This is a genomic window from Streptomyces sp. NPDC043908 (genome assembly GCF_056435525.1).
Window position 1 is genome coordinate 689,580 of the sequence record NZ_JBWKEI010000001.1, and the last position, 22,961, is coordinate 712,540.

Here is a 22,961-nt window from a genome sequence, read left to right on the forward strand (position 1 = left end):
CGTCGCGAACGCGATGAGTCCAGGGGGTGAATGCCGTCCGACGCGCGGCCGACGCCCTGGTGGGCCGCGCCCAGGCAACGGATCAGCTCGGCTGCCGCAGGCCCTGCGTTCGGACGGCGATTGAGGCGACTACCCCACGTCGTGATCCGAGGAGCGTTACGCTGGGTGGAGCCAGGGGGAGGGCACCAGGTGAAGAGCGGCGAAGTACTCAATGGTCGCTACGAGTTGGTACGGCGTCTTGAGGACAGCCGCGGCCTCGAAGTCTGGGCAGGACGCGACCTGACCCGGGGGCAGGACGTGGCCATCAGGCTGCTGCGCCGCCGCGCGGAGAGCCGGGCGCGCACCGAGCTGGCCGCCCGGTTCCAGATCGAGGCCGCACGGTTGGCGGCCGTGGACGAGTCCCACATCGCTCCCCTGTACGACTACAGGCGCGGCACCACCAGTGACGGGCCCGTCGAGTACGTGGTGTCGAAGCTCGTACATGGACGAACCCTGGCCGAGGAGACCAAGGAAGCGCTGCCGACGCTGCCCCAGGTGCTGTCGTTCACCGTGCAGATCCTCCATGCGCTCCATGCCGCGCACAGCAGGGATGTCGCCCACCTCGATCTCAACCCGGCGAACATCGTGATCGAGGATTCCGGAAACGTGAAGGTGGTGGACTTCGGAGTCGCGCGGCTCGATGACACCCGAGCCGGTCCGGACCTCGATACGGAATCCTTGACCTCCGCGATCCCTGAGCAGGCCGCCGCGGGGGATCTCGACCGCAGCGTCGACGTGTACGCGCTGGGCTGTGTGATGTACGAGATGCTGACGGGCGCGGCGCCGTTCGGGCAGGGGGATGAGCAGGGCGGGCGCCCGCGGAGGGCGATCGATGCCGTGCCGGAACCGCCCAGCACGTTCCGGCCGGCGGTTCCGGCCGAGGTGGATCAACTGGTACTGCGCCTGCTCGCCAAGGACCCCAAGGACAGGCCGAGGAGCGCTGAGGCGGTCCTCGGCCTGCTTCGAAGATTCATGGTGGAGGCTTTTCCCGACCCGGGGTTCAGTTCGCCGGCTTCGGCGGAAGGGGACGTCGACGTCACCGTCCTCAAGAACGCCCTGCAACAAGTCGCGTCGGACACCTACCGGTCGGTGCGCGCGGAGATGCTCGACACGGAGAACAGTCGAGAGGTCGACCCGGTGTCGGGGACCGGGATGGTGCTTTTTCAGGCTCAACAGAGCATGTCGTCCCCACCCCCGTCCCCAGAACCCTATGACGCGGACGAGGATGCGGCCCCGGCCGCCGCGACCCTCGACGAAGCTCTCGCCCGTCTGTTCCTGCGGCTGGGGCCACCGCCTGAGTCGGCTGAGAGGGAGATTCAACCAGTGGGGTCCGACGGCGGAGGGGCGCAGGGATGACAACGGGACCGGCCGGCAGCCTGCCGGCACCCCAGGAAGACCCCATCATCACCGCGGGTCTGGGGATCGCGGCCCAGTGGGGTGAGGTCCTCGGCGCGGAGAAGCTGGAGATCGCGCTGAAGGCCATGGAGCCGCAGCTGAAGCGTGAACACCAGCTACGAATAAAGCAGTTGGACAACCAGCGGTATCGCGCCGAGCAGGAGGCCGCCGGCCGCGAAGCCGAACGCGAGCGAGCCGCGGCTCTGGCGAAGGCAGAGGGTGAGCGTGCCGCGCGGGACGCGGAGAAGCACCGCAACCATGTGTTCCGCATGAGCGGTCTGATCACGGGGGCGGTGCTCGCGCTGTCGCTCCTGGGCGCTGGAGTGGCGGTGGCGCCGTCACAGCCCTGGCTCGCCGCGGGCCTCTGTGGCCCGAGCCTCCTGGCGGTGCTCAAGATCGTGGTCTTGCGCCGCAGCGACGCGGGTGATGTGAAGGCGACGGAACGTACGGTCCGGCAGGCGGCCGCGTCCGCCACCCCGCCTCTCGGTCCGTAGCGCGTTTCCTTCTCGGCCGCTGGGGCCGGCCCGGGTGTCGCGGCAGTGCCGCACCGGTTCAGCGGCCGGTGCGGCACTGCGTCGTTCACAGGATTCAGGCCTTGACGTTCACCCCGGCCCAGGCGGCCTCCACGGCCTTCGCCTCGGCACTGTTCGCGCCGTAGAGGTCGGCGGCCGCCTTCAAGGTGCCCTGGCGGGCGCCGTGGTAGTCGGTGGTGGAGGTGAAGTACGTGGTCAGTGCCTTGTACCAGATCTGCACCGCCTTGTCGCGGCCGATGCCCGTGACCGTGGAGCCGTCCACGGTGGGGCTGTCGTAGTGCACACCGTTGATGTCCTTCGCGCCGCTGCCCTCGGACAGCAGGTAGAAGAAGTGGTTGGCGACACCGGAGGAGTAGTGGACGTCGAGGTCGCCGACGCCGGAGCTCCAGTAGTCGGCCGAACCGCGGCCGTCCTTGCTCGGCTTGTCCTGGTAGCGCAGCGGCTTGCCGTTGCCGAAGATGTCGATCTTCTCGCCGAGCAGGTAGTCCCCCTTGTCCTGGGCGTTGTTCGCGTTCCACTCCACCGCGGTGCCGAAGATGTCCGAGGTCGCCTCGTTCAGGCCGCCGGACTCGCCGGAGTACTGCAGGTTCGCGGTGGCGGAGGTGACGCCGTGGCTGAACTCGTGGCCGGCCACGTCGAGCTGGGTCAGCGGGTGCTGGTTGCTCGCGCCGTCGCCGTAGGTGATGGTGAAGGAGGCGTCGTCCCAGAAGGCGTTCTGGTAGGCGTTGCCGTAGTGGACGCGGGAGACGGGGGCGCGGCCGTCGTTCTTGATGCCGTTGCGGTGCAGGACGTTCTTGTAGAAGTCCCAGGTCTGGGCGGCTCCGTAGGCGGCGTCGACGGCGGCCGTCTGATTGTTGGCGGGGCTGCCGGTACCCCACTTGTTGTCCGCGTCGGTGAAGACGCCGCCCTTGCCGCTCGTACGGTGCTTCAGGTCGACGGTGCTGGAACCGCCGCGCACGCTGTCGACGAGGGAGTAGCCCGTGGACGACTTGGTGGTGTTCAGGCTGACGGTGCCGCTGTACTGGCTGGCGCCGGTGCCGACGGCGGCGACCTGTGAGCCGCCCGGTGCGGCCGCCCCGGCGCCGCCCTTGGCGGTGACGCCCTCGGTTATGTCGTTGATCAGCTGGATCTCGTACAGCTTCCTGCCGGTGTCGGCGTCGGTGATGACACGCAGTCTGCTCGGCGTGACACCGTCGCGCTGGGTGCCGGTGACGACGCTCTCATAGGCGAGGACGGGCTTGCCGCCGACGGCCCAGACGACCTTGCGGGGGGCGTTCTCGGCGGCGGCATCAGCCGTCTTCGCGGCCTTGGCCGCCTTGATCGCGGCGGACGTGGCGGCAGTCGGGGTCAGCTTCGGGGCGAGCGAGGCGACCTTGATGGGGGCCTTGACGGCTTTGGTGACGTCCTTGACGGTGCCGTCGGCGGCGCGGTGGACGATGAGGTCGCCGCCGAGGACGGGAAGGCCGGCATAGGTGCGCTCGTAGCGGGTGTGGACCGTGCCGTCGGCATCCTTGATGACGTCCTTGACGACCAACTTCTCCTGTGCGCCGAGGCCGAGCGCCTGGGTGGTGGCCGCGACGGAGGTGCCACCGGGGTGTTCCGCGGCGGCACCCGCTGATGCGGTGGCGGCACCGGCGACGAGCAGGGCGCCGGTGAGGACGGCGGCGCCGGATGTGAGGGCGAGTCGGCGGGCACGGTCGCCGGTGGGGGAGAGCGAAGACATGTGGTTGCTCCAGAGAGTCATGAGGAGTGGGGCGGTTGGGCCGCCCAGTCGTCCAGGGAGGGAGGGACTGCCTTGATGGGGAGGGACACTCGCAGCCCGTCGCGCACATGTCACGCGGCATAAAAGAGGGTTCGGTGGCGCATGCCGGATTTGCGGCCTGCCGCGTCATGGGATGGACAAGGCCCTGATACGCGCCGACATGGGGAGCACAGGAGTCCGCAACATGCTGGAAAGACGTCCTGCGGTGCGCACCGCTTCGTGTGAAGGCCGAGCCGCTCGCTCTGTGTCCGGCTTCCTGGCACCGTGAACTGGCCACGCAGGAGGGCGAATCGGCCGGGGTGGACCGCTATCCCCAGTATTCCTATCGAATTACTAGGGAAGCATTGACGGTGATCGAGGCAGAGAGTGAGGATGAGGAAGCCGACGCGTCACCCCGCACCGCTGCACCTCCCGCGCCGCCACGCCGGGCACCGCGTCGTCCTCGGACCCTTGGAGGAAGACGCCATGAGCCCAGCAGTGAGCTGTAGTTGCCGCCGTGGTCGTAGCCGCGGTGACCGTCGTCCGCATACAAAGGGGATACGGGCATGACGGTCGCAGCGGATGAAGTCATGGACATCGAGACCGGGCAGGCCCGCTGGCTGCACATCGCCGGTGAGATCGCGGACGACCTGGCCACGGACGCGGTGGAACGCGAACAGCGCGGCGATCCGCCGTTCGACGAAGTCGCCCGGCTGCGCGAGTCGGGGCTGCTGACCCTGTTGGCACCGGCCGAACACGGCGGAGGGGGCGCGGACTGGCGTACCGCCTACGCGGTCGTCAGAACCGTCGCCGCGGCCGACGGGGCCATCGGCCACCTGCTCGGCAGCCACTACTTCCTTTCCTTCAGCGCCCGCTTCTTCGCCGACCCCGGCCACGCCGCCCGCGTCGAGCGGCAGGCGACGGAGGAGCGATGGTGCTGGGGAGGGGGGATTGCCGCCCACGAGCCGCCGCTCATCCTGACCCCCAGGGGGGACGGGTATCTCCTGGACGGGTACCAGCGGTTCGCCACGGGCGTCGGGGTTGCCGACAGGCTGGTGGTCCGAGCCGCCAAGTACGGCACCGGTGAGCCGCTGGCCGTCCTCGTCGATCCCACGCACCCCGGTGTCGTGAGCGGCCGCAGTGGGGACACGTTCGGCCAGCGTCTGGCCGCCGGAGGCGCCGTGGAGTGCGACGCGGTACTGATCGCGGCGGATGAGGTGCTGGGCGCGCTCTCGCCGGACGAGGCCGTCCTGCGGCCCTCCGCCTCCCTGGCCGTGCCGACCGCACGCCTGGTCTCCACCCAGTACTGTCTCGGCATCGCCGAGGGACTCCTGGCCGAGGTCCACGAGCACGGAAGGACCGTGCGCTCACCCTGGCAGCCCTTGTCGCCCCACCCCTGGCCGGGCGGCCCGCCACAGGATCCGCACGCGCTGACCGTCTACGGCGAACTCGCCGTCGCCGCGCGTGGAGCATCCGCCCTCGCGGGTCAGGCGGTGGATGCCCTGCTCCAGGGCCTGGGGCGGTGGGATGACCTGGACGACGAGGAGTGTGCGGAGATCGCCGTCCTGGCGAGCGTGGCGGAGGCCGCCGCCTCCCGGGCGGCCCAGGAGATCACCACCCGTGCTCTGGACGTCATCGGCGCCGACGCCGCCTCCGCGCGCCACGGCTTCGACCGCTTCTGGCGCAACGCCCGCACACACACCCTTCGTGAGCCGGTCGCCCACAGGCTGCGTGAGATCGGGGACTACTTCCTCAACGGCGCGCACCCGTCCTTCACCTTCCCCGCCTGACGCCGCGACCCCCGTCGGGCGGAGAAGGCGATGAGGGATAATCACGGTATGCGGATCTCGGCGCGGGCGGACTATGCGGTGCGGGCGGCGCTGGAACTGGCCGCGGCGGGAGACGGTGTCTCCCTCAAGGCCGAGGCGATCGCGACGGCGCAGGGCATCCCGCACAAATTCCTGGAGGGCATCCTCGGCGACCTGCGCCGGGGCGGCCTCGTCGTCAGCCAGCGAGGCGGCAACGGCGGCTACCGGCTGGCCCGTCCGGCGGACTCGATCGCCATCGCGGACGTCATCAGGATGGCGGACGGCCCCTTGGTGTCGGTACGGGGAGTACGCCCGCCCGAACTCTCCTACGGCGGACCGGCGGAGTCGCTGCTGCCCCTGTGGATCGCCGTCCGCGCCAACGTCCGCAAGATCCTCGGCGAGGTCACTCTGGCTCACGTTGCCGCGGCCAAACTGCCGGACGAGGTCGTGAACCTAACGCAGGACCCGGAAGCCTGGACCAATCCCTGAGCTGCCTTCGGCCACTTCACGGCGCTGTGTCAACGGCGCCCGACCGACCTGGCTTCGGCCGGGAAACAGAACACGCCCGGCTTTGTTCGCTTGCGATTACTCCACGGTGGTGGACGACCATGTGACGGGCAGGTCGACAGGGCCTCGGATCAGGACGTCGGTCTGCCACTTCATGTCTTCGGGGGAGACGGCGAGCCGCATCGAAGGGAATCTCCCGACCAGGGTGGAGAGCAGGACCTCTGCTTCCATCCGGGCCAACAGGGGGCCCACACAGGAATGGGGGCCGAATCCGAATGCCAGGTGGGGCGGCCCCTGACGTTCGAAGTCGATGCGCCCCGGATCGGGGTAGACGGCTTCATCCCAGTTGGCGGCTACGTAGGAGACGTAGACGAGTTCTCCTTCGGGGATCAACACGCCGCCGACCTCCACGGCTTCGGTGGTGATACGTGGTTGCCCCACGCCGTGCTTGTGGGGGATCCAGCGCAGGAGTTCACTCACCGCCGGCCCGATCAGATCGCCGGGCTCCCCGCGGAGCCGTTCCATGAGATGCGGCTGCGTCAGCAGTACGTACATCATGTTCGCGGTGTTGTTGCACACCGCGTGCCAGCCGTTGAGCCCCATGAGCGTGGCCAGCGCGAGCAGTTCCTCCTCGTCGATACGCCCTGCGTCGACGGCGGCCACCATGGCGCTCATCACGTCCTGGCGGGGCCGGACGCGTCGCCGGCCCGCCAGTTCGCGGAAATACGAGCGGGCCGCCTGCTTGGCGTCCTCCGCCCGCAGTGCTTGAGCGTCGTCACCGGCCCGTGTCAGGAGCGTCTGCGCCCAGTCCCGGATGCGGGGTCGGTCCTCGGCGGGGACGCCGATCACCTCGCCGATCATCGCCAGGGCGAAGGGGGAGATGACACGGCTGACGAGGTCGGCGCGCGGGCCTGCGGCTTCCAGGTCCCGGCAGAGCCCTTCCATGACGAGGTGGGCGCGGCGGCGGCGCTGGTCGATGCTGCGCTTGGTGAAGTGGGGGGCGACGACAGAGCGTACGCGGGCGTGGTCGGGCGGGTCGACGAAGCTGACGGCGCGGTCCAGAGGGATGAAGTGCCGGGTCATTTTGGGTACGGAGCGGCCCAGGATGTCCCGGCTGAAGCGCGGGTCGGAGGTGACGAGGCGGACATCCTCGTGCCTGGTGACCAGCCAGCACTCTCCTGTGCCATGGGGAAGACGGATCCTGGAGACCGGCGCGTTGGACAGTGACTCCCACAGGAAGGGGTCGAAGGCCAGACCCGGGAGGTCGTGGACGTCATAGATACGGGCATCGTCGGTTTGGGACACGTCGGCCTTCCCGGAATGGTGCGCAGCGCGAGGCCTTCGGAGACCTCGCATCACCTGGCACACTCAACCAACGAATGGTCGGTGTCCGGGCTACCCACATGAGGCCGTGCGCGCTCCGGTATCACCCGGTCGAGTGGCGGGTTCCATCCGGACGGTGACGCTCGGCCGACCCTGGTGTCAGGGTCGGCCGAGCCTGGGCCCGGTGGGTCAGTGGGGGGCGTTGCGTGCGGGTGCGTGTCCGACGGCCGGGGAGGGGGCGGCTGCCGTGGTACCCGCGGCGGTGCACCTGGTGCCGTTGAGGGTGAAGTCGCCGGGCGCGGCGTTGGCGCCGGAGTAGGCGCCGTTGAAGCCGAGGGTGGTGGAACCCCCGGTAGGCAGGGACGCGTTCCAGCCGGCGTCCTTGACGGTGACCGCGGGGCCGGTCTGCGACCAGGTTCCGTTCCAGCCCTGGGTGACCTTCTGCGTGCCGGTGAAGGTGAATCCGAGGCTCCAGCCATTGACCGGTGCGGCCTGGTTGGTGATCCTCACGTTCGCGGTGAAGCCGGTACCCCAGTCGTTGCCGATCTGATAGGCGACCGTGCAGCCGCTCGTCGGGGCAGGCCCTGTGGTGACCTGAAGCGAAGCCGACGGAGGCGAGCTGCGGCCCGCGGTGTCGGTGGCGACGACGCGGAACGTGTAGGCGGTGGCCGGACTCAGGCCGGTGACCGTGGCGGTGGTCGTCGAGGCGGGGACGGTGATCAGCGGCGCGGTGGCGGCCGGGTCACCGGCGTACACGCGGTAGTCCGCCAGCGGGGAGGTCCCGGGCAGGGCGGCCGGCCAGGTCAGCGTCACGCGGTCGGGTCCCGTCGCGGAAGTCGTGGGAGCGCCGGGTGCCGAGGGCGGGGTGCTCTGGGCCGAGCCGGCGGGTATGACGTACTCGGTGATGGAGTACGCCGGGAAGGTCGCGGTGAAGGAGCCGCCGCTCAGCGGCTGGTCCGCCGGGTGCTGGATCGCGGCGGGGTCGGCCTGGCCGTAGCGGTAGACCTGCGCCGCCGCCGGAAGCGCGGTGCTGGTGGTCAGGGAAACGGGTGCGGTCAGGTCGCCGGTGGTCTTGTTGATCACCATGACCGTGGTGGCGTGGTCGCCGCTGCGCTCGGCCGCGTACACCGACAGCTTGTCCTGATCGGCGCTCGCGGCCCGGACGGAGGTGTCACCGAAGGTGCCACCGTGGCCGTCGTAGTTGAGGAACATGCGGAAGGCGTACGCTCCGGGGTCGGTCGCCTTCGGCGGTGACCACAAGGTGGCCAGGTCCAGCCCCTGACGCCCGAAGATCCCCAGCACGTCGGCCTCGGCCAGGCCGCCGTCGATGTGGTCCAACGCGCCCCAGTTGTACTCCGAGATGGCCAGCTTCGTCCCCGGGTAGTTCTGGTCGACCAGCGAGCGCATACGGGGGATGAACTGGATCGGCTGGTTGATCCAGCTCTCGTCGACGTAGGAGGGATCCCACAACTGCCGGGTGGAACGCAGCCGCAGGGCCTGCGTCGCCGCGTCGTCCGCGCTGCCGGACACACCGGCCTGCTGGGGGTAGATGTGCTCGTCGAAGTAGTCCAGGATCCGGCGCCCGTGCGCCTGCTGGTATTCCTTCATCTTCCCCAAATACCACGGGGCGAACTGCGCTCCGCCGTGCGCGGCGGCGTCCGGCGGGTTGGACCAGCAACTGCCCCCCTGCTCGCCGCACACCTGCTGGTCGAGGCCGGAGTAGATCAGCGAGTTGAAGCCCCAGCCGACCGGGCCGAGGGTCTGCGCGGTCGGGTCGGCGTCCTTGACCGCCGCGGCCGTGGCGTAGGTGCTGTCGCGCAGTTCGTCGAACCCCGCCCCCGTCGGGTGGACGTCGCGGTGGGTGCCGGACCAGAGGTCGGGTTCGTTGTCCAGGTCGTAGAAGCGCACCCCACCGCTGTCGGCGGCGCCGTAGGTGCTTTTGAGGTGCTGCACCCAACCCTTGACGAAGTCCGGGCCGGCGGGCGTGCTGGTCTCGGCCGGATCGTTGCCCTTGATCAGGGTGCCGTCGGGCTTCTTGCCGTTGCCGCAGTCCGGTCGCCACTGCGCGTCGGTGTCCTGCTGGGGGCCGTACTTGGCGATGCTGAACCCGCAGCGGTCATCGCGTCCTGCCGCCGTCCAGCCGATCATCGGCACGGTCATCAGCGTGTCGGTGCCGGTCCTGCGGTTCTGGTCGACGAACTTGTCCGCCTGCGATCCCGCGGGCAGGTTCTTGGTGTCATTGGTGTAGTGCAGGTTCTCGAAGTACCAGTCGGACCCGGCGTTGTAGGCGTCGAGCTTGTAGTTGTAACGCGTGGTGGCGTTGCCGCCCCAGCGGCCCGTCGGCAGACGCAGTTCCGCGGCCAGTGCCTCGTCGGGGAAGTTCATGCCGTAGATGTGGGGGTCGATGGCGTGCCGCCCGGTGGTGGCGTCCACCGTGATCGCCGGACCCGAGGAAGCATCGGCTGCCCGTATCGAACGGCCGGGCCCGAGGTCGTCACCCTGCGCCGTCCCGGCGCCTGCCAGCAGCACCGCGCATGCCGCGAGGGCGGCCGCCTTGTGTGTCGTACGCATGGTCTCCTTCTCAACGGCCGGCAGCACGGGCGGTACGGTCCGCAGCGCCGAAGCGTGCGACGGTACGTACCGTCGGCGGTGCCGCGGCCTTCGGTGGGGGATGGAAACGGCCGCGCTGGGGGAGTTGGCTTGACCGGCCGGCGGCCGCGGAGCAGGACGCCGCGACCGCCGATGGCGTCGCGCGGCCGACAGCGATACTCCTCAACTCGGCGCGAGTGGTGCCCGGTTGACGGATGGGAGCGCTCCCAAGCAGGAGTCTGGAGTGCCTGCTCCCTAGTGTCAACACGTGTGCACTAGCGTCCCCAGTCCCTGCTGTACGGGCAGTGGATGTCCCCACCTTCGCGGTCGGCGGCCGGCGGTCGGAGGGCGGAGGTCGCCGGTCGGCCAGTGGGCGGTGCTCCAGACCCTTCAGGAGCGGAAGGTGCGGCGGTAGGTGTCGGGCGGGACCCCGACGCTGCGGTGGAAGTGGCGGCGCAGGGTGGTGGCGGTTCCCATACCGGTGGCTGCGGCAATGGTGTCCACGGTGGCGTTCGTGGTTTCCAGGAGTTGCTGGGCGTGGCGGATGCGTTGGGTGTGGAGCCACTGCAACGGCGTGGTGCCGGTGAGGTGTTTGAAGTGCCGACCGAGGTGGCGTGAGCTCATACGGGCCTGGCGGGCCAGGTCTTCCACGCTGAGCGGCTGGTCCAGTCGCTCCAGCGCCCAGGGGAACAGTTCGCCCAGGGGATGGTTGCCGGGCGCGGGGAGGGGCGTGGCGATGAACTGGGCCTGGCCGCCATCGCGGTGGGGCGGGATGACCAGACGTCGGGCGATCTTGTTGGCGTTCGCCGAGCCGTGGTCGAGGCGGACCAGATGCAGGCACAGGTCCATGGCGGCCGCCTTGCCCGCGGAGGTGAGGACGTCGCCGTTGTCGACGTAGAGGACGTCGGGATCGACCGTCGCTGCGGGGTGGCGCCGGGCCAATTCCCGTGTGTGGCCCCAGTGCGTGGTGGCGCGCCGGCCGTCGAGCAGTCCCGCGGCGCCCAGGACGAAGGCGCCCGTGCACAGTGAGGCCACGCGGGCACCGGCTTTGTGAGCGGCGCGCACCGCCTCGACCAGTTCGGGAGGCGGTTCGCGATCCGTGTCGGCCCAGCCGGGGACGATCACCGTGTCCGCGTCCGCGAGGCGGTCGAGTGGCTGGTCGGGTTCAAGGGTGAAGCGGCCGACGCGCACGGGGCCGTTCCCGCAGAGGGAGAAGTCGTACCAGGGGTCCACGAGGTGGGTCAGGTCGGACCCGAAGATCTCGACGGCCACGGACAGTTCGTAGTGGAGCATGCCTTCGGTGACGGCCAACGCGACGGAGGTCATGTCCGAAACTGTACGCCGCGTGTCGTTTCCGACGCTCGTGGGGGGTGTCGCCGCAGGACAGGATGGGCGCATCAGGCCGCGGCGGATCGAGATCGCAGCGGGCGTTCGAGTACGGGGAGCAGTCTCATGGGATCAGGTCAACTGGTTGCGGTCTTCGGCGCGTACGGTCACACGGGGCGGTTCGTGGTCGCGGAACTGGCCGCGCGGGGGTTCGTCCCGGTACCGTCCGGGCGCAACGCGCAGGCGCTTGAGGAACTGGCCGACGGGCGCGGGCTGGAGGCCCGGATCGCGTCGGTCGCGGACCCGGCTTCGCTGGACCGGGCTCTGGCGGGGACGGTGGCGGTCATCAACTGTGCCGGCCCCTTCGCTTCGACCACCGGCCCGGTCATCGAGGCCGCGCTGCGCGCCGGCATCCCGTACCTCGACGTGGCCGCCGAACTGGAGGCGAACCTCGACACCTTCGCCCACTACCGCGAGCGGGCCCGGGACGCGGGAGCGGTGATCGTCCCGGCCATGGCCTTTTTCGGCGGTCTCGGCGACCTGCTGGCCACCGCGGCGATGGGGGACTGGACCGAAGCCGACGAGGCCCACATCGCCTACGCGCTCAGCAGCTGGCACCCCACCGCCGGCACCCGGCTCTCGGGCGCGGTCTCCCGCGAGCGGCGGGGCGACCACCGCCTGCGCTACAGCGGCGGGCAGTGGGAGCGCCGCACCGACCAGGCCCCCACCCTGGAGTGGTCCTTCCCGGACCCGATCGGGCCCCGGGAGGTGATCGGGGAGTTCACGATGGCGGACGTCGTCACCGTCCCCCAGCACCTGTCCATCCCCGAGGTGACCACCTATATGACCACCGAGGCGGTCCGCGACATCGCCGCCCCCCACACCCCCGCCCCGACCGCCACCGACGAGAGCGGGCGTTCGGACCAGACCTTCCTCGTCGACGCCGTCGTGCGCTCGGGTGGGGCCGAACGCCGGGCCACGGCCGGCGGTCAGGACATCTACGCCGCCACCGCGCCCCTGGTCGTCGAGGCCCTGGAACGCGTCCTGAGCGGCCGCACCAAGGCCACCGGCGTCGCCTCGGCGGGCGAGATCTTCGACGCCCCGGACTTCCTGCGCGCGCTTGCCCCGCACATCACCTTCCACTCCAACGCGGAGACGCGGAGCGCCTGACCCCATCGCCCCGAGCTGCCGCCGGGTGTCCGGGAGGAGGCGGTGCACAGGACAGGCGAGGGGCGGTGGGGTGGTTCCCGCACAGTGCTATGTCCGGGAGTGCCGGACACCGCGTTACTACGGCGTGGTGCGGCGGGCGTAGGCGCGGGCGGCGCGGGCGCGGTCACCGCAGCGGGTGGAGCACCACTGGCGGCGGCCGTGCTTGAGCAGGAAGCGGTTGCAGGGCGGGGAGGCGCAGGCGGTCAGGCGGGCGGCGTCGGGCGAGGTGAGCAGGTCGGCGGCGTCGGCGGCGATGACGGCCAGGGCATGCTCGACGATCGCGGTGGTGGGGTGGGGTGTGGCGCGGTAGGGGCCGGTCTTCTCGTCCCACAGCAGCAGGGGCGCGGTGGGGACGCGGGTCATCGCGTCGTTGATCGCCGTGACGGCGGCGGGCAGGGCGGGTTGTTCGGCGACGCGGGAGGCCAGGAGGGATCTGACCTGTTCGCGCAGTGAGCGCAACTGTGCCGCGCATACCTCCGCCAGGCCTGCGTCGGCCGGGGCGAGGTCGCGCCGCGCCAGCCACTGCTCGGCCTGCGCCGGGGTGGCCAGGAGGTCGGCCGTGTGTCCGCCGGGCAGTGCGAGGGCGCTGTTGGCCAGGGCCAGGGCGGGGTGCTCGTCCTCGCCCGGCGCCGAGGGCGGGGCGGCTTCTTCCGTCACGAACTCTTCCACGCTTCTCATGGTACGGCTTGCCTTCATCCGTGAGGCGTGCGTACAGTCATCTCACGGTTAATGTGCTGTCTATCCGTGAGGATCGCATCTGATGTCTTCCCTGCCCCAGCAGTCCGCCTCGTTCCCCGTCCGCGTGTTCGGCGGCCCGACCGCCCTCTTCGAGTACGGCGGCCTGAGCTTTCTCACCGACCCGACCTTCGACGGCCCCGGTGACCACCCGGCGCCGGCCACCGTGCTGACCAAGACGGCGGCGGCCGACGGCAGCCCGGACGACCTCGGCCGCGTAGACGTGGTCCTGCTCTCCCACGACGAGCACGCCGACAACCTCGACACCTCCGGCCGGGCCCTGCTCGCCGACGTCCCGCTGACACTCACCACCCCGGGCGGAGGCGAGCGTCTGGGGGTGACTGCCACCGGCCTCGCCGACTGGCAGTCGGTCGAGCTGGAGCGCCGGGACGGCGGACCCGGCACGGTCACCGTGACCGGCGTGCCCGCCATCCACGGCCCCGGCCCGCGCGAGGAGGTCGAGCCGATCACCGGCCAGGTCGTCGGCTTCGTCCTGACCGGGGAAGGCCTGCCCACCGTCTACGTCAGTGGCGACAACGCCTCTCTCGACGCCGTCAGGGAGATCGCCGCACGCTTCGCCCCGGTGGACACCGCCCTGCTCTTCGCCGGGGCGCCCCGCTTCGCCCAGATATTCGACGGCGAGGTGCTCGTCCTGGACAGCGCCCAGGCCGCCCGGGCCGCGCGGATCCTCGACGCCCGGCGCGTGGTCCCCGTCCATTACGACAGCTGGGCCCACTTCACCGAAGGCCGCGAAGAGCTCGCCGCCGCCTTCGCCGCCGCCGGTCTCGCCGACCGCGTCGACTTCGGCGTCCGCGGCTGACCTCCGTACGTCACCTCACGGACGGGCGGGGGAGCGGGGTGAAGGTGCGGCTCGCCAGATAGGCGGGGCGTGCGCGCGGTGCCGCGTACGGGGTGCCGATCGGATTCTCGACGCTGTTGTAGACGACGAAGAGGTTGGTGCGCGGGAAGGGCGAGACGTTGGAGGCGGACGCGTGCAGGCTGTTGGAGTCGAAGACGACCGCCGAACCCGCCGGGCCGGTGAACTGCCGGATGCCGAGGTCGCGGGCCAGGGCCGCGACCTCGGCGCGATCCGGCGGGCCGGCCGGGAGGTCCCTTCCCTGAAGGGAGGTGTGGTGGTAGTCGGGAGGCGTCCGGCCCGTGGAGGGGACGAAGGTGCGGTGTGCCCCAGGGATGATCATGAGGGGGCCGTTGTGCGGGGCGTTCTCACTCAGGGCGATGGACACGCTGAGTGCGCGCGGCGCCGGCATGCCGTCCTCGGAGTGCCAGGTCTCGAAGTCCGAGTGCCAGCCGAAGCCCGAGCCGGTGAACGCCGACTTCAGGTTCACCCTGGTCTGGTGGACGTACACCTCCGAGCCCAGGATCTGGCGTGCGATCCCGACGAGCCCGGCGGACTGGACGATACGGGCGAACGTATCGCTGAGCGCGTGCACCTCGAACACCGAGCGGATCCCGCCGCCGTGGGGCTCCGGCACCACGCGTCCCGACGCGTTCAGCGAGCGGTCGGCTTTCAGACGCCCGGTCTCCTCCAGGCAGGCCGCTGTCTCCTCCTCGGACAGCAGCGCGTCGAAGCGCAGGCAGCCGTCGCGCTCATAGGCGTTGAGCCGGGCGGAGGACAGCGGGCCTTCGGCGTCGGCGCTCCAGACGACGGGGTGCCGGCGCGGAAAGGGGGCGATGGCGTGCGGGGTGCGGGTCGGGTACAAGTCCCCGGAGTCGGAGGGGCGCACGGTGGTCGTCATCGTCGGCTCTCCGTTGCCTCGGGGGACAGGACCGGCCGCAGGGCCGCGGCAGGGGAGGCGGCTCGTTGGAAGAGAGCCCCGGAGTTGCGGTGCGGCAGGTCGACGATCCGCAGGAGCGCGAAACCCTGGTCGAGGTAGTAGCGGTGCAGCAGGTGGTTGCTCTTCCACGCTTCCAGCCGTAACCAGGGTTTGCCCCGTCGGTGGGCCAGGGCGCCTGCCCAGTCCAGCAGGTGTGCGCCTAGCGCCTGTCCGGCGGCCGCCCGGCTGACCACGAGGTCATGGACGTACAGCGCTGATGCGGGGTCGTCCTCGCTCCACCATGCGAGGTCGGCACGCTCGTGGACGGTGAGGGTGGCGACGGCCCTGCCGTCGCGGAAGACGAGGTAGCAGTCGCCCGCCCCGATCGCCTCCTCCATGCGCCACCGGCGCGGCGGATACTGCCACTGGTCGAGGCCGCGGCCGGCCAGCCAGCGGCTTCCCTCCAGCCACAGGCCCTCCACCTGGTCGAGGTCACCGGGGAGGGCGGTGCGTATGTCGGGGGCCGTCATGGCGTGGGCTCCGTCGCGCCTCCTGCGAGGAAGGCGAGTGCCACGGCCGCGTGGCAGGCGATGCCCGAGGCGATCGCGTCCTCGTCCACTTCCATACGGGGCGAGTGCAGCGAGGGGGCCTCGTGCGGTTCCAGGCCTGGCGGGCACACACCGAGGAAGGCCAGGGCGCCGGGAACCGCCTGAAGGACGTAGGCGAAGTCCTCCGCGGTCATCTGCGGGGCCGTCAGTTCGTCCACCGCGTTCCTCCCCAGCGCCCCCGTAGCCGCGCGAACGACGAAGTCGGTGAACCCGGGGTCGTTGACCGTGACCGGATAGCCCGGCTCGACGACCGCCTCGGCTCGCGCTCCGTGGGCCGCGGCCACCCCCTGCGCCACCCTGATGATCTTTTCGTGCAACATCGTCCGGGTGGGCTCGGACAGGGTGCGCAGAGTGCCGCCCAGCTCCGCGGTGTCCGGGATGACGCCGGTCGCCGTACCGGCGGCGAGGCGCGTCACGCTGAGCACGGCACGATCGTCCGCGGACAGACTGCGGGTGACCATCGTCTGCAGTGCCAGCACGATCTCGCACGCCACCGGTACCGGGTCGCACGTCGTGTGCGGCGCGGAGGCGTGACCGCCGCGGCCACGGACGAGGACGCGGAACCGGTCGGAGGCGGCCAGTTGCGGACCGGGGCGCAACCGCAGTGCGCCCGCGGGCAGTCGGGGGTGGACATGGAGGGCGAAGGCGGCGTCGGCCGTGTGTCCGGACGCCTGGAGGACACCTTCCTCGATCATGTGGCGGGCGCCGTGATGTCCCTCCTCACCGGGCTGGAACATGAACACCACGCGCCCGGCGATCTGTGCGCGGCGTTCGGCGAGCAGCCGTGCCGCGCCCACGAGCATCGCCATGTGGGCGTCATGGCCGCACGCGTGCATCAGCCCGGGGGCCCGTGAGGCGAAGGGCAGACCGGTCTCCTCGGTCACCGGCAGGGCGTCCATGTCGGCGCGCAGCAGGATCGTCGGCCCGTCGGCCGCCCCGGAGAGGACCGCGGTGAGGGAGGTGAGCGTGCGGCCGCCGCGGATGTCCAGGCCGAGTCCGCCGAGGGCGTCGCGCAGCAGGCCCTGTGTGTTCGGCAGGTCGAGGCCCTCCTCCGGACACTGGTGCAGCGCACGGCGCAGGGCGACGGTTTCGGGGGCCAGCCGGCGAGCCGCGTCGAGCAGGGGCGGGCCCGCGGGAGCCCCGGCGGACTGCTGGGAGAGGGCGGCGTCTTGTGCACCGTGCGGAGCCCGAGGCGCAGGGGTCATGCAGCCGTTCTCCTTCCCGGGCCCGGCCTGTGGCGGCCCGGCCCGCGGCGGCGTCGAGGGAGGCGGCCGTCCTGTCTCACCGTAGGGACCGCGGGCGGGGCTGGACAGCCCCCGTGCGCCGCGGCGGACGGGATCAGGACACGACCGCGTGCGGACAGGATGGCGGATTCCCTGTGCTGACCGGGGGCCGACGCGCTGAGATGCTCGACCGAGTCAGCCCGCCAACCCGAGCGAGGGTGAGGACCGACCCATGACGATGTCCGCGTCCGCGGGAGCGAGACCTGAACGCCCGTGGGAATGGGGCGAGGCCGAATGGCGGCGGCACGTCGAACGGGTCCGTGCCGGGCGCGCTCTCAAGCCCGCGTCCTGGCCCGAGGGCGCGCGCTGCGCGGTGGCGCTCTCCTTCGACCCCGACCACGAGACCATTCCGCTGCGGGACGGCGAGGTGACGCCCGGGAAGCTGTCGCAGGGGGAGTACGGCGCCCGCGTCGGCGTCCCCCGCATCCTGCGCCTGCTGGCGCGGCACGCCGTACCGGCCACGTTCTTCATGCCGGCGGTGTGCGCCCTGCTGCGTCCGGGCGAGGCCCGAGGTTATGTCGACGCCGGGCACGAGGTCGCCGTCCACGGCTGGATCCATGAACGCGCCATGGGGCTGGAGTACAAGCACGAGCGGGACCTGGCCTTCCGGTGCGCGGACACCCTGGAACGCGTCACCGGCCACAGGCCCGTGGGCATCCGCACGCCCTCCTGGGACTTCACCGAGCACACCCTGGACATCATCCGCGAGCTGGGGCTCCTCTACGACTCCTCCCTCATGGCGGACGACGAGCCGTACGAACTCCTTGCGTACGGCGAGCCCACGGGCGTGGTCGAGATCCCGCCGGAGTGGATCCGTGACGACGCCGCGTATCTGAACATGGACCGCCACACGGCCGTACGTCCCTACACCCCGCCCCGGCAGCTGATCCCGTTGTGGCGCGACGAGTTCGACGCGGCCCACGCGGACGGCGGTCTCTTCCAGCTCACCCTGCACCCGCACGTCATCGGGCACCGTTCCCGGATGGTGGTCCTGGAGGAACTGCTGGAGCACATCGCCGCCCGTGGTGACGTTTGGTACGCGACACATGCCCAGGTCGCCGGGTACGTGCGGCGGGAGGCGACCGGCGGCACGGCCTTATGACCCGGCCACCGGGGGAGGAGCCCGCGTGGACGCCGGTGCTCCGGCTGGGCGTCGAGGTGGCCGGCACACCCCGGCGACTGTGGCTGAAGCTGGAGGGCTGCGACCCCTACGGGTCCATCAAAGGACGCACGGCGCTGGCGCTGTGGCGGGACGTCGCCGACCGGGTGGATCCGGGTGTGGGGCTGGTGGAGTCCACGTCCGGCAATCTCGGTCTGGCGCTGGCCGCACTGGCCGCCGCCCACGGCGTGCCGTTCACGGCGGTGGTGGACCCGCGTGCCAGTGCGGCATTGCTGTACGACATCCGCGCCCTGGGGGCCCGCGTGGTGACCGTGGACGCCCCGGACGGGGCCGGCGGCTATCTCCTGAACCGTCTCGCCCGGGTGCGGGACCTGCTCGGCGCCCGGCCCGGGCTGGTCTGGCCCGACCAGTACGCCAATCCGGCCAATCCGGGTGCGCACGAGGCCGGCACGGCGCCCGAGCTGCACCGGCAGACGTCCGGGGAGCGGATGAGCGTCCTGGTCGCGGTGTCCACCGGCGGCACTCTCGCCGGCTTCCGACGGTATGCGGCCACGTCCGGCGCCGACTGGGAGCTGATCGGGGTGGACGCGGTCGGCTCGGCGGCCCTGGGCGGGCGGGTCGGACCCCGCCTGCTGTCCGGCATCGGCTCCAGCCGTCCGTCCGCCTTCCTCCCGGGCGGCCACCGGCCCACGGTCCACGTCGGCCCGGCGGAGGCGGTCAGGGGCTGTCTGTGGCTGCGCGACACCACCGGGATCGGTGTCGGCGCCAGTGCGGGCGCCCTGGTGGCGGCGGCGCTGCGTCTGTTCCGGGCCGACGCCCGGCGCACCAGCGCCGCCTGTCTGTGCCCCGACGGCGCGGACCGCTACCTCGACACGGTGTACTCCGCCGCATGGCGCCGGACGCACGGCCTCACCGGGCACGCGGGGGAGCCAGGGGTCCGCATCCTCGCCGTCGGCGAGGCCGCCGGCGCGGTGAGCGAGGAGGCGGGATAGGTGAACACCGACGGCGGCGAGCGGGACTGGTACGCGAAGGCGGGCGTGCGCAGGGATCCGCGTCGGCTGCTGCGCGACGAACTGCGCGCCGGGCGGCTGTACTTTCCACCCGCCCTCATCCCCTACGGTGCTCATCCCCTGGTGCGTGCGCTGCCCGCGCGGGCGCAGGAGGCGCTGGCCGCCCGGCACCTGTTCCAGTATCTGGGCTTCACGACGCATTTCGAGACGCAGGTGGTCAACCGTGCCACCCAGCTCATCGCCACGGGCGGCTGCGGCGTCGACATCACCGCGGACACCAGGCTCGACGCCTTCCGGATCTACTGCGACGAGGGCTATCACGCGCTGTACAGCTTCGACGTCATCCGGCAGATCGCGGACGCCTGCGGTGTCGAACCGGTGCCGTACGTGTTCACACCGTTCCGGGCGGCCCTCGACGCGATCGGCGCCGAGGCCCTGCCGGGTCAGCCGGTACTCGCGCAACTGCTCCAGGTCGTCGTCTTCGAAACGCTCGTCACCGCCATCCTCAGCGAGGTGCCCAAGGACGAGCGGGTACTCGGCGTGGTCCGGCAGACCGTACGCGACCACGCCCGGGACGAAGGCTGGCACCACGCCTTCTTCGCCGGCTTCTTCCGGGAGTTGTGGGCCCAGAACTCCCCGGCCCAGCGGGTGCGCATCGCCCGCTGTCTGCCGCGGCTGATCCGCTCCAGCCTGCTGCCCGACCTGCGCCCGGTACGGACCATGCTCAGCATCGCGGGTCTCGGCGCGGCGCAGGTGGAGGAGGTGGTGGCGGACTGCTATGGGCGGGCCGGGGACCAACGGGGGACGCGCGTGGCGGCGCGGCACGCTCTACGGCTCTTCGAGGAGACAGGGGTACTCGCGGTCGAGGGCGCCCGCGACGCCTTCCACGCGGCGGGTCTGCTGACCGACGGGAAGGAGGGCGTCGGGTGAGCGAGGACGTGCTCTTCCTGGACCGCACGGCCGTACGGGAGTGCGCGGCCGCCATCGACGTGTGCCAGGTCGTGACCGACGCGCTGGTCCGGCACGCCCGGGGCGCGGGCACCCTGCCCGCCGAGGGCCATCTGCCCTGGACCAACGACCGCGGCGGCTCCTGCCGTTCGCTGGCCATGCTCGGCGCGCTGGAGGGCGACGGCGCCCCACCCGTGCGCGGGATGAAGCTGATCAACGCCGCCACCAGCAACCCAGCGCTCGGCCGGGAACGGGCAGCCGGCGTCAGCCTCCTGTTCGATCACGACACCGCGCGCCCGCTCGTACTGGCCGAGGCCGGCTGGCTCAGCGCGGCCCGCACCGCGGCGTACACCATGGTGAGCCTGCGCCACCTGGGCCCGCCCGGCTGGCAGGAACTGACGCTCATCGGCTGCGGCACCCTGGCCCGTATGCATCTGGAGCTGCTCGGCGCGGCCTTTCCACGGGTGCGCACGGTGCACATGTACGACGTGGATCCCCGGCGGGCCGGTGCCCTCGCCCACTGGAACGCACAGCAGCGGCCCGAGCTGCGCACGCTGGTCCACGCCACCGCGCGGGAGGCGGTGCGGGCCTCCCCGGTGGTGGTGACGGCGACCACGACCGGGACGGGCTATCTGCCCGCGGCCTGGCTGTGTCCGGGCACCTTCGTCGCCCATGTGTCGCTCGCGGACCTGCTGCCCGACGCCCTGCTCACGGCGCAGGCCCTGTACGTCGACGACATCGGCCTGGTCCGGGACAACCCGCGGCGCGTCCTGGGCGCGCTGATGCGGGAAGGGAGGATCACCGCCCGGGAGCCGGGACCGGCGGGCGGACGCGCCCTCGACGGAACGCTCGGCCAGGTCCTCACCGGCGAGGTGGCGGCGAAGCGGCCCGGCGCCGGGCACGTCGTCAGCAACCCGTTCGGCATGGCCGTCCTGGACGTCGCTCTGCTCGCGGCCGTCCACGAGGTCGCCGTGCGGCGCGCGTCGGGCCGACGGCTGCGCCTTTACTGAGACGCCTTTACTGAGACACGGAAGGCAGGACCGCGCATGCGTGACATCACCGGCCCGGACTCCCTGCTCGGAGTCCCTGCCTCCGGCCCGGAGCGTGGTCTGTTCTCCCTGGCCGAGTCCCCTCCTGAGCAGCTGAGCGGTCTCCTGGCCCGATCGGTCGAGCTGTTCCGGGACCGTGACGCACACGACCGGCCGCTGGAGGGCAGCGTCGTCGGCGTGCTGTTCACCCGCACCTCCACCCGGACCCGCACCGCCTTCCACAGCGGTGCCGTCCGGCTCGGCGGTTCACCCCTGTCCTACGGGCCCGACGACCTCCAACTGAACACGGGCGAATCGGTGACGGACACCGGCCGGGTCCTCGCCACCATGCTCGACCTGCTGGTGGCGCGCACGGCCGGGCCGCTGGAACACCTGCGTGAGCTGTCCCGTGCGGGCCGCCTCGGCGTGGTCAACGCCATGGCGGCCGAGGAACATCCCACGCAGGGCGTGTGCGACCTCGCCGTACTGACCCTCGCCTTCGGTGACTTGAGCGGGATCAGGGTGCTGTACGTGGGGGAGGGGAACAACACGGCCACGGCCCTCGCCCACGGCCTGGCGGCCATCCCCGCGGCGCACGTCACCTTCGCCACCCCGCCCGGCTACGGCCTGCCCGAGCAAGCGCTGGCCGCGGCGCGCAAGAACGCCGAGGCCACCGGGGCGCGGATCGGCGAGATCCATGACCTCGCGCAGGCGCCGGACGAGGCCGACGTCGTGTACACCACGCGCTGGCAGACCACCGGCACCAGCAAACCCGACCCGTCCTGGCGGGAGGTCTTCCGACCGTTCCACGTCGGCGCCGCGCTGCTGCGCAGGTATCCAAACGCCGTCTTCCTGCACGACCTGCCCGCGCACCGCGGCGACGAGGTCGCCGCAGAGGTGCTGGACGGCCCCCGGTCCCTGGCCTGGACCCAGGCGGCGATGAAACTTCCCAGCGCCATGGCCGTGTTGGAGCACACCATCGGGCTGCGGCCCCGCTGACGCGACCCCCGGACTCCCACCCGTTCACCAGGAGCGAGGCACGCCATGCCGTACGTCTCACGGGTCACCGCCTACACCCACCTGACGCCACACGATCTCCAGCCGCCCGGGGAACCGGAGGTGTTCTTCGAACCGGCCGACACCGAGACCGGCGTGTGGGTCGCCACGGACCTGCTGCCGCCCGGCGGCGGAGGCACCGTGCTGGACCTCGGGTCGGGCAGCGGAGCCGCCGCGGCCGCCGTGGCCCGGGCCGGCGCGGCCCGCGTCCACGGCATCGACTCCGGTGAGCAGACCCTGCGCTACGCCCACACCCGCTACGCCTCCCCTCCCGGCGACGGGAGAGTCACTTTCGCCCGGGGTGACTTCGCGCTGATGAGCGCGGCGCAGCTCCTGACCACAGCCCCCGGCCCGCTTCCCCGGCCCCTGGTCGTCACCAGCAATCCCGCCTATGTGCCGCTGCCCCCGGACGCGGGCCGGGCCCGGCCCTCGATCAGTGGTGGGGCCGACGGCCTGAAGTGGGCCGGGCCGATCGCCGGGCACGCCCGGGCCCTCGGCGCCGACCTCGGCCTGACCCTCGGCAGTTACTCCACGCCCCGGCGCGCGGTCGCCGTATGCACCGAGGCCGGGTACCGCATCGCCGCCGTGACCCTGTGCCCGTTGCCGCTCGGAGACTTCACCCGGCGCCATCCCGAGCGCGTCCTGGCCCTGGAAGAAGCGGGGGAGGCCGTCCTGTGGCGCCGCGGACCCGACCCCCTCGCCTACTTCATCGTCGGTCTGGCCTGCCGCCGGGCGGAGGGAGGAGGCCGCCCGGCCGGCGCCGAGGAGCTGATGGACCTCCTGCACAGCGCGGCGCGGTCGACGACCACCCGGCTGGAGAACCTCGACGCGCCGGGCGAGACGCCCTGCCCCTGGCCCGTACGCGTCCTGGACCTGCCCCGAGCAAGCGCACGTCACCACTGGTAATGCCGCCGCCCAGGGAGCCCGC

General features: G+C 71.5%; 20 protein-coding genes. 12 read left to right on the top strand and 8 right to left on the bottom strand.

What is annotated here, in order from left to right:
• Window positions 1–189 precede the first annotated feature (189 nt).
• Together AC069K_RS03250 and AC069K_RS03255 are read left to right on the top strand one after the other, a co-directional pair.
• Window positions 190–1,395: a serine/threonine-protein kinase gene (locus tag AC069K_RS03250; RefSeq protein WP_478611628.1), complete on the top strand. Its 1,206-nt coding sequence runs from the start codon at window positions 190–192 to the stop codon at window positions 1,393–1,395.
• Window positions 1,392–1,928 (top strand): hypothetical protein, encoded by a 537-nt coding sequence (locus AC069K_RS03255; protein ID WP_478611630.1) that lies wholly within the window; start codon window positions 1,392–1,394, stop codon window positions 1,926–1,928. The genes AC069K_RS03250 and AC069K_RS03255 overlap by 4 nt, the downstream gene beginning before the upstream one ends.
• Before the next feature lie 94 nt (window positions 1,929–2,022).
• Here AC069K_RS03255 and AC069K_RS03260 read toward each other — a convergent pair whose 3' ends face one another.
• Window positions 2,023–3,690, bottom strand: coding sequence for a M4 family metallopeptidase (locus AC069K_RS03260; RefSeq protein ID WP_478611632.1), 1,668 nt, complete (start codon window positions 3,688–3,690; stop codon window positions 2,023–2,025).
• Window positions 3,691–4,274: 584 nt separating this feature from the next.
• Here AC069K_RS03260 and AC069K_RS03265 point away from each other — a divergent pair.
• The gene (locus AC069K_RS03265) at window positions 4,275–5,498 is read left to right on the top strand and encodes an acyl-CoA dehydrogenase family protein (RefSeq protein ID WP_478611634.1); all 1,224 of its coding nucleotides are present in this window, start codon (window positions 4,275–4,277) and stop codon (window positions 5,496–5,498) included.
• 48 nt (window positions 5,499–5,546) lie between these two features.
• A complete protein-coding gene (locus AC069K_RS03270; protein WP_478611636.1) occupies window positions 5,547–6,005 on the top strand; it encodes an RrF2 family transcriptional regulator in 459 nt (152 codons plus the stop codon).
• 96 nt (window positions 6,006–6,101) lie between these two features.
• Here AC069K_RS03270 and AC069K_RS03275 read toward each other — a convergent pair whose 3' ends face one another.
• The 3 genes from AC069K_RS03275 to AC069K_RS03285 form a co-directional block, all read right to left on the bottom strand.
• Complete coding sequence (locus AC069K_RS03275; RefSeq protein ID WP_478611637.1) at window positions 6,102–7,328, bottom strand: cytochrome P450; 1,227 nt, start codon at window positions 7,326–7,328, stop codon at window positions 6,102–6,104.
• A gap of 207 nt (window positions 7,329–7,535) precedes the next feature.
• On the bottom strand, window positions 7,536–9,917 hold the full coding sequence (locus AC069K_RS03280; RefSeq protein ID WP_478611639.1) for a glycoside hydrolase family 44 protein: 2,382 nt from the start codon (window positions 9,915–9,917) through the stop codon (window positions 7,536–7,538).
• Between the two features lie 408 nt (window positions 9,918–10,325).
• Entirely contained in the window at window positions 10,326–11,261 is a 936-nt protein-coding gene (locus tag AC069K_RS03285; RefSeq protein WP_478611641.1) for a helix-turn-helix domain-containing protein, read from the bottom strand.
• Between the two features lie 126 nt (window positions 11,262–11,387).
• Between AC069K_RS03285 and AC069K_RS03290 the strand changes: the two genes are divergently transcribed.
• The gene (locus AC069K_RS03290; RefSeq protein ID WP_478611643.1) at window positions 11,388–12,431 is read left to right on the top strand and encodes a saccharopine dehydrogenase family protein; all 1,044 of its coding nucleotides are present in this window, start codon (window positions 11,388–11,390) and stop codon (window positions 12,429–12,431) included.
• A gap of 117 nt (window positions 12,432–12,548) precedes the next feature.
• On the opposite strand, the gene AC069K_RS03295 is transcribed toward AC069K_RS03290, so the two are convergent.
• Complete coding sequence (locus tag AC069K_RS03295) at window positions 12,549–13,148, bottom strand: CGNR zinc finger domain-containing protein (protein WP_478611645.1); 600 nt, start codon at window positions 13,146–13,148, stop codon at window positions 12,549–12,551.
• 82 nt (window positions 13,149–13,230) lie between these two features.
• On the opposite strand from AC069K_RS03295, the gene AC069K_RS03300 reads away from it, so the two are divergent.
• Window positions 13,231–14,025 carry an MBL fold metallo-hydrolase gene (locus AC069K_RS03300; protein WP_478611647.1) on the top strand — a complete coding sequence of 265 codons (795 nt, stop codon included), beginning with the start codon at window positions 13,231–13,233 and terminating at the stop codon, window positions 14,023–14,025.
• Between the two features lie 10 nt (window positions 14,026–14,035).
• On the opposite strand, the gene thpD is transcribed toward AC069K_RS03300, so the two are convergent.
• Genes thpD through AC069K_RS03315 form a run of 3 tightly spaced genes read right to left on the bottom strand, consistent with a single transcriptional unit; the run spans window position 14,036 to window position 16,793 of the window.
• Window positions 14,036–14,962 carry an ectoine hydroxylase gene (gene thpD, locus AC069K_RS03305; RefSeq protein WP_478611648.1) on the bottom strand — a complete coding sequence of 309 codons (927 nt, stop codon included), beginning with the start codon at window positions 14,960–14,962 and terminating at the stop codon, window positions 14,036–14,038.
• Window positions 14,959–15,510: a GNAT family N-acetyltransferase gene (locus AC069K_RS03310; RefSeq protein ID WP_478611650.1), complete on the bottom strand. Its 552-nt coding sequence runs from the start codon at window positions 15,508–15,510 to the stop codon at window positions 14,959–14,961. Before AC069K_RS03310 ends, thpD begins: the two co-directional genes overlap by 4 nt.
• Window positions 15,507–16,793, bottom strand: coding sequence for a M20 metallopeptidase family protein (locus AC069K_RS03315; RefSeq protein ID WP_478611652.1), 1,287 nt, complete (start codon window positions 16,791–16,793; stop codon window positions 15,507–15,509). The genes AC069K_RS03310 and AC069K_RS03315 overlap by 4 nt, the downstream gene beginning before the upstream one ends.
• Before the next feature lie 256 nt (window positions 16,794–17,049).
• Here AC069K_RS03315 and AC069K_RS03320 point away from each other — a divergent pair, with 256 nt between their 5' ends.
• From AC069K_RS03320 to AC069K_RS03345, 6 genes are read left to right on the top strand one after another with little or no spacing between them, the layout of a single operon-like run.
• Window positions 17,050–17,973, top strand: a complete 924-nt coding sequence (locus AC069K_RS03320; RefSeq protein WP_478612010.1) for a polysaccharide deacetylase family protein — start codon at window positions 17,050–17,052, stop codon at window positions 17,971–17,973.
• Window positions 17,970–18,983, top strand: coding sequence for a pyridoxal-phosphate dependent enzyme (locus AC069K_RS03325; protein WP_478611654.1), 1,014 nt, complete (start codon window positions 17,970–17,972; stop codon window positions 18,981–18,983). The genes AC069K_RS03320 and AC069K_RS03325 overlap by 4 nt, the downstream gene beginning before the upstream one ends.
• The gene (locus tag AC069K_RS03330) at window positions 18,984–19,931 is read left to right on the top strand and encodes a diiron oxygenase (RefSeq protein WP_478611656.1); all 948 of its coding nucleotides are present in this window, start codon (window positions 18,984–18,986) and stop codon (window positions 19,929–19,931) included.
• On the top strand, window positions 19,928–20,959 hold the full coding sequence (locus tag AC069K_RS03335) for an ornithine cyclodeaminase family protein (protein ID WP_478611658.1): 1,032 nt from the start codon (window positions 19,928–19,930) through the stop codon (window positions 20,957–20,959). Before AC069K_RS03330 ends, AC069K_RS03335 begins: the two co-directional genes overlap by 4 nt.
• A 36-nt stretch (window positions 20,960–20,995) precedes the next feature.
• Window positions 20,996–21,976 (top strand): ornithine carbamoyltransferase, encoded by a 981-nt coding sequence (locus AC069K_RS03340; protein WP_478611660.1) that lies wholly within the window; start codon window positions 20,996–20,998, stop codon window positions 21,974–21,976.
• Between the two features lie 45 nt (window positions 21,977–22,021).
• The gene (locus AC069K_RS03345; RefSeq protein WP_478611662.1) at window positions 22,022–22,939 is read left to right on the top strand and encodes a methyltransferase domain-containing protein; all 918 of its coding nucleotides are present in this window, start codon (window positions 22,022–22,024) and stop codon (window positions 22,937–22,939) included.
• Window positions 22,940–22,961: the final 22 nt, after the last annotated feature.